At 56.9% G+C, this 8865-nt stretch carries 6 protein-coding genes; 4 read left to right on the forward strand and 2 right to left on the reverse strand.

Going from position 1 to position 8865, the window contains the following annotated elements; translation table 11 throughout:
* Positions 1 to 837: 837 nt before the first annotated feature.
* Positions 838 to 2274 carry a DUF1501 domain-containing protein gene (locus VGE80_RS04885; RefSeq protein WP_440591879.1) on the reverse strand — a complete coding sequence of 479 codons (1437 nt, stop codon included), beginning with the start codon at positions 2272 to 2274 and terminating at the stop codon, positions 838 to 840.
* A gap of 28 nt (positions 2275 to 2302) precedes the next feature.
* Positions 2303 to 4930, reverse strand: coding sequence for a DUF1553 domain-containing protein (locus tag VGE80_RS04890; protein WP_440591880.1), 2628 nt, complete (start codon positions 4928 to 4930; stop codon positions 2303 to 2305).
* 204 nt (positions 4931 to 5134) lie between these two features.
* Here VGE80_RS04890 and VGE80_RS04895 point away from each other — a divergent pair, with 204 nt between their 5' ends.
* The 4 genes from VGE80_RS04895 to VGE80_RS04910 all read left to right on the forward strand — a co-directional run bounded on the left by VGE80_RS04895 (position 5135) and on the right by VGE80_RS04910 (position 8688).
* Positions 5135 to 5536 (forward strand): DoxX family protein, encoded by a 402-nt coding sequence (locus VGE80_RS04895; RefSeq protein WP_440591881.1) that lies wholly within the window; start codon positions 5135 to 5137, stop codon positions 5534 to 5536.
* Between the two features lie 123 nt (positions 5537 to 5659).
* Positions 5660 to 6775, forward strand: coding sequence for a WD40/YVTN/BNR-like repeat-containing protein (locus tag VGE80_RS04900; protein WP_440591882.1), 1116 nt, complete (start codon positions 5660 to 5662; stop codon positions 6773 to 6775).
* On the forward strand, positions 6772 to 7068 hold the full coding sequence (locus VGE80_RS04905) for a MoaD/ThiS family protein (RefSeq protein ID WP_373652873.1): 297 nt from the start codon (positions 6772 to 6774) through the stop codon (positions 7066 to 7068). The genes VGE80_RS04900 and VGE80_RS04905 overlap by 4 nt, the downstream gene beginning before the upstream one ends.
* Before the next feature lie 174 nt (positions 7069 to 7242).
* Positions 7243 to 8688 carry a neutral/alkaline non-lysosomal ceramidase N-terminal domain-containing protein gene (locus tag VGE80_RS04910; RefSeq protein WP_440591883.1) on the forward strand — a complete coding sequence of 482 codons (1446 nt, stop codon included), beginning with the start codon at positions 7243 to 7245 and terminating at the stop codon, positions 8686 to 8688.
* Positions 8689 to 8865 lie beyond the last annotated feature (177 nt).

Raw genomic sequence — 8865 nt, forward strand, 5'->3', positions numbered from 1 at the left:
AAGGCGATGGCGAACCCGGATGGATGACCCTTTGGAGGGGGACCGAACGACTTCTAATCGCACTGCAAACTCAAGATGCTCTCAGGAGAAAATGTGGGTAATGACAAGGTTGACGCGGCTTCGCGGCTACCGGGGTGGCAAGGCCACAAGAGGTTTCAGTCCATTCCACGTCGACGTTTTCCGTAGAGCACTCCAACGCCAATCGAGAGTTTTCTCAAGGCGGCCGTGTCAGATTACATCTGGAAAAACCTCTTGCGGCTTCGCCGCCTTGGTTGCTCAAAGCAGCAACCAAGGCTACCCAAGCCGAATACAAACACAGGGTAGCCACGGTTGACGCGGCTTCGCGGCTACCGGGGTGGCATCGCCACAAGAGGTTTCAGTCCATTCCACACCGACGTTTTCCGTCGAACGCTCCAACACGAATCCAGAGTTCTCTCAAGCCCACCGTGTCAGATTACATCTGGAAAACCTCTTGCGGCTCCGCCGCCTTGGTAGCTCAAAGCAGCAACCAAGGCTACCCAAGCCGAATACATACACAGGGTAGCCCCGGTTGACGCGGCTTCGCGGCTACCGGGGTGGCAAGGCCACAAGAGGTTTCCGTCGATTTCCCGCCAACGTTTTCCGTCGAACACGACAACACCAATCCAGAGTTCTCTCGAGACCGCAATGTCGGATCACATCTGGAAAAACTTGGGGCGGCTTCCCCGCCGTGGCAACTCAAGGCGGCAACAAAGGAGGCCCAATTCAGATACAAATACGCGCCACCGGGATGGTCAGGCCGCGACAGGATTTGTTGATTCCGATATATCCCGTCGAATTCTCGAAGGGAGATCCGAATCAACCGAAGACACCGGGAATTGTCTGCCAGCTTTGGGCGACGCCTGTCAGTCTTTCCTGTCGACCATTGTTCTCAAAGTAGAGTTCATCAGGGTGTAGACCCAGGGCGGTCAGAATTGTCGCATGCAGGTTCTTGACCGGTTGCGGTTTGTCGACGGCTCGCAGACCAATTTCGTCCGTGGCACCGATCGCCTGACCGCCTCGAACGCCTCCCCCCGCCATCCAGATTGTAAAACCATAGGGGTTGTGATTCCGTCCGTTGTTGCCCTGGACCATCGGCGTCCGGCCAAACTCTCCAGCCCAGACCACCAGTGTGCTGTCCAGAAGGCCACGCTGCTTGAGATCCCCCAGCAACGCGGCGATGGGCTGATCGGTTTGGGCCGAGTTTCTCTGATGGAACTCCGTACTTCGCTCGTGCCCGTCCCAGCCGAGTTTATCGACGGCATTATAGAGTTGGACAAAGCGAACTCCTTTTTCAATCAGACGGCGAGAGAGGAGGCACATCCTGCCGAACAGGGCTTTTTCTTTGTTTTCGTCATGCAGGCCGTAATCCCGTTGCGTCCGCTCCGTCTCGTGAGCCAGTTCTCCAATTTCGAGGGCTTCGGACTGCATTCGATAGGCAAGTTCGTACGACGCGATCCGATTATCCAGTTCGGGGACCGCCGGACGCCCTGCAGCATGCGTTCGATTCAACCGCTGCACCAGGTCGATGGTCGAACGCTGAACTGCAGCCAGCTCGGCCGGAGGTTGAAGGTTGAGGGCAGGGGGGCCCTCAGAACGAAATTGCGTTCCTTGAAATGCGGCAGGGAGCATGCCATTGCTCCAGTTGGCCGAGCCACCTAATCCGCCGACTTTGTAGAGCAGGACATAGCCCGGGAGGTTCTGGTTCATAGACCCCAGTCCATAAGTGACCCACGAACCAAGACTCGGTTTCCCTCCCAGAATCGCTCCGGTATTCAGCAGGTACGTTGCCGGAGCATGGTTAGAACTGTCGCTGTACATCGAATGAACCATGCACAGTTCGTCTGCAAATTGAGATGTATACGGCAAGAGGTCAGAGAACCAGAGCCCACTTTCACCCGAGCGGAACCACTTCCAGGGCCCCGACATCAGTTCGTCTTTGCAGTGGTTCAGAACGCCCCCGACTTTGTCATTCTGATTCTTGAACGATTCAGGAACGGGCTGTCCGTTGAGCCTGATGAGTTCTGGTTTGTAGTCAACAAGATCGAACGTCGATGGGCCACCATATTGAAAGAGAAAAATGATCTGCTTCGCTTTCGGAGCGAAGTGGGTAAGACGCTCGGCCAGAGGATTCAGGGGATCGATGGCCAGTCGCGGAGGAGCGGCGCGACAGTCCTGTGCCATCAACGCCGCAAGGGCGACAGTCCCGAAACCACCCTTCGATCGCTCGAGAAATTCGCGACGTGTTTGAATCATGCTAGCCTGCATCGTCTGGGATGATCTGTCAGTCGATATAGAGAAACTCATTCAGGTTGAGAATTGCCCGGCAGAGGTCACGCAGCGCCATCGCATCCGCCTGCTCGCCTGCGCCCGTATGCTGATACTGCTCTGCATGCCGCTTCAGCAGTTCCAGGCAAAGCTCTTTTTCCGTTGCGTCGGGAACTCGCGCAAGACACACACGGAACAAGGTTTCGATTTGCTGAGTTCTGCTGTCACCAGCTTCATTTCGTACCCGCTCCGCCAGCAGGTTCGCAAAGCGAATCGATTCAGGGCTGTTCAGCAGTGTCAGCGACTGTGGTGCCACAACGGTCGCATCGCGACGCGCACATGACACGGTCGTCTCGGGCAGATCGAAAACTTGCAGAAACGGAATGGGCATGGTCCGCTTACGAATCAGGAAAAGACTGCGAACGTCAGTCTCCTCGATCGGATCCTCATACCATCCCTGCAATCGACCGCCGTCTGCTCCTTCCTTCGCTTCCAGAATTCCTGGCTGAGCCGTCAACAGCTCCTCTGGGATATGCGGCCAGAGAGGCTTTCCGGAATCATCGTCGCGCAGGGACCCACTCACGGCGAGCAGACTGTCACGCAGTGTTTCCGCATCAAGCCGGACGACGTTCTGCCGCCAGAGAAGACGATTCTCAGGATCGATCAGCTCGTTCTGTACGATCAGTGCTGCCACGTCCTCAGAGTCACGAATTCCGCTCTGCCGCCGGTACGTCGCCGAACAGACGATAGCGCGATGAAGTCGCTTGAGGGACCATCCGTCGTTCATGAAGGCCACAGCGAGCCAGTCGAGGAGTTCCCGATGAGTGGGGCGGGCACCGCTATAACCGAAATCATTCGGTGTCGAAACCAGACCGATTCCGAAATGATGCTGCCAGACTCGATTAACGATGACACGAGATGTCCAGGGGTTCTCGCGCGCGACGATCCAGTTTGCCAAAGCCAGACGTCGTCCCGATTTCCCTGCCTGGGGTGATTCGATGGTTGCGGGTCCGGGATCCAGAACGGATACAAATCCGGGCAAAACTTCTTCGCGAGGCTGCGAGAAATCTCCTTGCGCGAAGAGGTGTGTCGCCGGCAACTCCACCCCGGCGTCCGAGGCCCCCATGGCCACTTTAAGAGACCTCTTCTGTTGTTCGAGGTCCTCGATCCTCGAGGAGAGTTCTTGAGATTGCTCGCGGGTCTCGGACGCGTCTTTGTCCAGTTGCGCCTGTTGCTCTTTCAGCGATACAAGCTGGTCTTCGATTTCGGAATTATGCCGGGCAATTGCCCCCTGTTCTTCCGCCAGTTCAATGACGAGATCGCTCTTCGGTTGCACACCCGCGAAGAAGGCCCGGATCCGAAAATGATCGGAATGAGACAAAGGATCAACCTTGTGGTCGTGACACTGACAACACGAAAGTGTCAGTCCCAGGAAGGCGGAACCCGTCGTATTCGTCAGGTCAGCCATCTGCTGGTCGTGAAGTCGGGCTTCTTCCTGGAAGATCGCCGCCGTGCTGTCCCACTGTCCCAACCTCAGAAATCCCGTAGCAATTAACATGTCCGCATCGGCGAGACTTTGCGGCTCACCGGACAGCAGTTCATCCCCCGCCAATTGCTCACGAACAAACTGATTGTAGGGCTTATCCTGGTTGAAGGAACGAACGACATAGTCGCGATACTGCCAGATCACGGGACGGAATTCGTCGCGTTCGAATCCTTCCGTGTCCGCGTAACGGACTACGTCAAGCCAATGTCGGGCCCAGCGTTCTCCGTATCGCGGTGAACCCAGCAGCCGATCCACGACGTTCTCGTACGCGTGAGGTGATGTATCCTCAAGAAACTCCTGCAATTCCTGGGGTGTAGGAGGCAGACCGATCAGATCAAAACTCAACCGCCGCAGCAGGGTCCGCCGATCCGCCTCGGCAACGGGAATGATCCCCGCTTCGGCGATTTTCCGATCAATCAGCCGGTCGATCGTCCTAAAGGAAAGCCGCTCTGCTGCCGACGGGTCCCCGTCACCCTCCGTCAGCATTTCCAACTCAGGCAATTTCGGCATCTGCAACGACCAGAGATCCAGTCGTTCCCCATGGAAGAGTTTGCGAATGGGGTTTTCTTCGTCTTCAAATGCGTTCCCGGTCGCCAGCACAGTCGGAATGCCGTCCTGGGGAGTCAGAGGTGTTGCTTCTGGCCAGATTGCGCCCTGTTCAATCCACCGCTCAACGATCGCAATTTCTCGATCAGACAGCTTCGCCTTGGGCGGCATCTGCAGATCTGAATTGACGAACTGAACGGCCTCGAGCATCAAGCTTTTGGAAGGGTCTCCCGGAACGAGCGCTGGCCCCGTGTCGCCCCCTTTTAACGCCGCTTCGAAAGAATCCAGCCGCAGCCCGCCGAGTTGCTTGTCAGGGCCGTGACAGGAAACGCAGCGGCCGACGAGCAGCGGTTTGACCTTGGTCTGAAAGTGTTGTTCTGCCCCAGGATCGATCGGTTCGGCCGCAGTACTCACGTGGCCCGTACAGGCTAACACCAGTAATAGAAGCACGTTAGCAACAGGATTGCGTCCTGTGCGGGCTGGTGCAGGAATGAGCACGGAAGGTTGGCGGCTGTTGGGAAAACCGGGCCCGGTCCAAAAAAAATCTTCCATGTCGAAATCCTGGAATCCGAACGACTAATCTGAGCCAAGCTGATCGTAAGATTTCAATTTCGCAGAACGAGATCGCCAGTATCGTGGTATCTGAGCTTAACGATCGCCTCATCAGTATGGCGAGAGTGACGATACTCTTGCGAGCGGTGAAGGTCCTGTTCAGGACTTTTCGGAAAAACTCTTTCAAACTGAAGGAATCAGGTTATGTCGTCTAACGTCGACACCGAGAAGACGTCCCGCGGAATTCTCTGGACGGGTCGAGTCCTGAGCACTCTTCCCGTGCTGATGCTGATCTTGAGCGCGATCATGAAGTTCGCAAAGCCTGCCCCTTTTTCGGAAGGCTTCGGAAAACTCGGCTTCCCTGAAAGTTTGGCGAATGGGTTGGGAATCGTTGAGCTTGTCTGCACAGCCCTTTACGTGATTCCGCAAACATCTGTCCTCGGAGCAATCCTGCTCACCGGATATCTAGGAGGGGCCACAGCAACCCATCTTCGAGTGAACGATCCCTGGTTCGGTCCCGTTTTGATGGGTGTCGTCTTATGGCTCGGACTCTTCCTCCGAGACAAACGTCTCAGGGGACTCATTCCATTTCGAAGCCGTGCATAACCGTTGTTCGCCCAGACGACAATCCTCCGATCCTTCTGCGGATTTTGCCGTCAGCGTTTCAGGAACTGGCTAACCAGATTTTTTTAGGCGGACAGCCGTCGATACGTGAGAAAAGGGGATGACATGAGTCGTGTCAGAGTCTTAGTGGGTACTCGTAAGGGTGCGTTTATCCTGACTGCCGATGGCAAGCGTGAGCAATGGGACGTTGCGGGTCCCTTCTTTGGCGGCTGGGAAATTTACCACATGAAGGGCTCCCCCGTAGACTCCAACCGGATCTATGCGTCTCAGTCCAACAGTTGGTTCGGGCAACTGATCCAGCGTTCCAGCGACGGGGGGCAAACCTGGGAGCCGATGGATAATAAATTCATCTATGACGGTGTTCCGGGAACTCACCAGTGGTACGACGGAACTCCTCACCCCTGGGAATTCAAGCGAGTCTGGCATCTTGAACCGTCACTCACCGATCCGGACATGGTCTATGCGGGTGTCGAAGATGCCGCGTTGTTCCTGACGAGAGACGGGGGAAAATCGTGGGGAGAGTTAGCCGGTTTACGAGGCCACGGCTCAGGAGCACACTGGGCGCCTGGAGCAGGGGGGATGTGCCTGCATTCGATCGTGATTGATCCGATGACGTCCGGCAGGATCTTCATCGCGATCTCTGCCGCCGGAGCGTTTCGAACGGACGACGGTGGAGCGACCTGGCGTCCGATCAACCGGGGGCTCAGATCGGATTTCATCCCCGACCCGGAAGCGGAAGTCGGTCACTGCGTCCATCATCTCGCCATGCACCCCACACGTCCGGAAGTGCTCTACATGCAGAAGCACTGGGACATCATGCGCAGTGATAACGCAGGAGACTCGTGGTACGAGGTCAGCGGCAATCTGCCCACGGACTTTGGATTCGTCATCGACGTTCATGCACACGAACCCGAAACCATCTACGTCGTCCCAATCAAGAGCGATCAGGAGCATTATCCTCTGGACGGAAAACTACGTGTCTATCGCAGCCGAACGGGAGGGAACGAATGGGAGGAACTTTCCAGGGGTCTGCCGGAAAAGAATTGCTACGTCAATGTCCTGCGAGACGCGATGGCCGTGGATTCGCTGGATTCCTGTGGAATCTACTTCGGTACGACCGGCGGTCAGGTTTACGTCTCGGCCGATTCGGGTGATTCCTGGATGCCCATCGTGCGAGATCTTCCACCCGTCGTCTCTATCGAGGTGCAGACACTGAAATGATTCGCGTCGTCCTGCCACCGCATCTTCGCACACTAGCCCGTACCGGCAGCGAAGTCACTGTCACCGTCGAAGGCCCCGCCAGTCAGCGATCGATTCTCGACGCGCTGGAAAAACAGTATCCCATGCTCGGTGGGACGATCCGCGATCACGTCACACGTAAGCGACGCCCATTTCTGAGGTTCTTCGCCTGCAATGAAGACTGGTCGTTCGAACCGGAAGAAACACCGCTCCCGGAACTCGTTCAGCAGGGGATCGAGCCGTTTATGATTGTCGGGGCGGTGGCAGGGGGATAACGGAGTTTGTCGTGCGCACATCGACGCAAGATCGGCTAGACTGGCGTCCCGGTCGACAGCGGTCATCTGGCGCACGAAAATCCTTCGCTGCGAAGGAAAGTTCCCAGGTTCAGGCCTGTCTGTCGCCCGATGGCCGACTGACACAGCTTACATAAACCGAGGGAAAAAACGCTGATGAACGAAGTCGTAATTCCGCAGAGTCACTGTCTGGCCGGAGTCGCCCGTTGTGATATCACCCCCCCTGTCGGAATCTACCACCGAATGTGGGGAGCAGCCCTCCACGACAAGTCGACCGGAGTTCATCGACCGCTGACCGCAACCGTGCTCTATCTGCAGAGTCACGAACAGCCAACCCAGCCCCCCTACATCGTCATTTCACTCGATCACTGCCTGTTCTGGGCGCGAGAAATGGACGACCTTCTGGATGCGGTCAGTCAAAGGGCATCTGTCGAACGTTCGTCGCTGATTGTGTATTTCTCGCATACCCACGCCTCAGGCTTGATGGGGCTGGAAAGAAAGCATCTTCCGGGTGGCGACTTAATCGAGCCTTACCTGGCCGAGTTAGCGAATCGAGTTACCCGGCTGGTCATCGAAACGCGCGATGGACTGAAACCCGCGTCGATTGTCTACGGCCATGGAAAGTGCGACCTGGCGAAGAATCGGGACTTTTTGGATCTGGAAAAGGGGAAATATGTCTGCGGTTTTAACCCCGGGGGAATGACCGACGATACGGTGCTGATCGGGCGTGTTGCCGACGAGCAGGGCCGCCTGATCGCCACTGTCGTCAATTACGCCTGCCATCCAACGACACTTGCCTGGGAGAATACCCTGATCAGCCCTGACTATCTGGGTGCGATGCGGGAAGTGGTCGAAGGAGCGACAAACGTTCCCTGCCTGTTCCTGCAGGGGGCCTCCGGCGACCTGGGGCCGCAGGAAAGTTATGTCGGCGACGTTGAGATTGCCGACCGCAATGGCCGCCAGCTCGGTCATGCTGCGCTGGCCACTCTGGAAACCCTGCCGAAAGCGGGATACCGGTTCACCTATACGGGCCCCGTTCTTTCCGGCGCGACGCTCGGAACATGGAAGTACACAGCCGAATCCGCCGAACAACAGGCCCCGAAATCGCTGTGGGCGTTTCAGTGTGACACTGTCTCTCTGAAGTACCGAAATGATCTTCCGTCCCGAGAGGGTCTCGAACAGGATGACGTCCGGTACCGGGACGAGGAAAAGCAGGCTCTGGAAGCGGGAGATGCCGAACAGGCCCGCAAGTCACGCGCGATGATTGAACGGACAACACGAAGCCTGCTCCGTATCGCACCCCTGCCACCGGGAGACGCCTACCCGTACCCCGTTATTGCCTGGAGGATCGGTGATGCGGTCTGGCTGGCTCTGGACGGAGAGCACTACAACGTCCTGCAGCGTGAGCTGAGATCTCGCTTTCCCGGGGTCCCGCTGATGATTGGAACCATCGCGAACGGGTCGAAAGTCTGGTACCTCCCCCCCGCATCGAGCTACGGACTCGGTCTTTATCAGGAAGAAGCTTCGATCCTGGCGAAAGGCTGTCTGGAAGCGGTCCTGGAAGCGGCGACCAGCACCATCCAGAAGTTGCTCGCGAAGTAGATCTGTCAGCCCAGCGTCCCGTTTCAGCCCAATCCAGGGCTGAAACGGGACGCTCTTTTCGGCCCAACCTAAGCGCGAGGGAATGCTCCCTTTCGGACATATCGGTCATCCCAAGACGATCCTGCCCAAGAGGATTCTGTTGGTGCAGAGGCCTGAATTTCCCGAGCTGAGTCCCGC

Origin of the sequence: Schlesneria sp. (assembly GCF_036405755.1) — a bacterium.
Classification (GTDB): domain Bacteria; phylum Planctomycetota; class Planctomycetia; order Planctomycetales; family Planctomycetaceae; genus Schlesneria; species Schlesneria sphaerica.

What these genes read in the sequence shown, in the direction of transcription:
- VGE80_RS04900 (WP_440591882.1), top strand. Translation starts at nt 5,660, where the DNA reads ATGAGTCGTGTCAGAGTCTTAGTGGGTACTCGTAAGGGTGCGTTTATC.
- VGE80_RS04890 (WP_440591880.1), bottom strand. Translation starts at nt 4,930, where the DNA reads ATGGAAGATTTTTTTTGGACCGGGCCCGGTTTTCCCAACAGCCGCCAA.
- VGE80_RS04905 (WP_373652873.1), top strand. Translation starts at nt 6,772, where the DNA reads ATGATTCGCGTCGTCCTGCCACCGCATCTTCGCACACTAGCCCGTACC.
- VGE80_RS04910 (WP_440591883.1), top strand. Translation starts at nt 7,243, where the DNA reads ATGAACGAAGTCGTAATTCCGCAGAGTCACTGTCTGGCCGGAGTCGCC.
- VGE80_RS04885 (WP_440591879.1), bottom strand. Translation starts at nt 2,274, where the DNA reads ATGATTCAAACACGTCGCGAATTTCTCGAGCGATCGAAGGGTGGTTTC.
- VGE80_RS04895 (WP_440591881.1), top strand. Translation starts at nt 5,135, where the DNA reads ATGTCGTCTAACGTCGACACCGAGAAGACGTCCCGCGGAATTCTCTGG.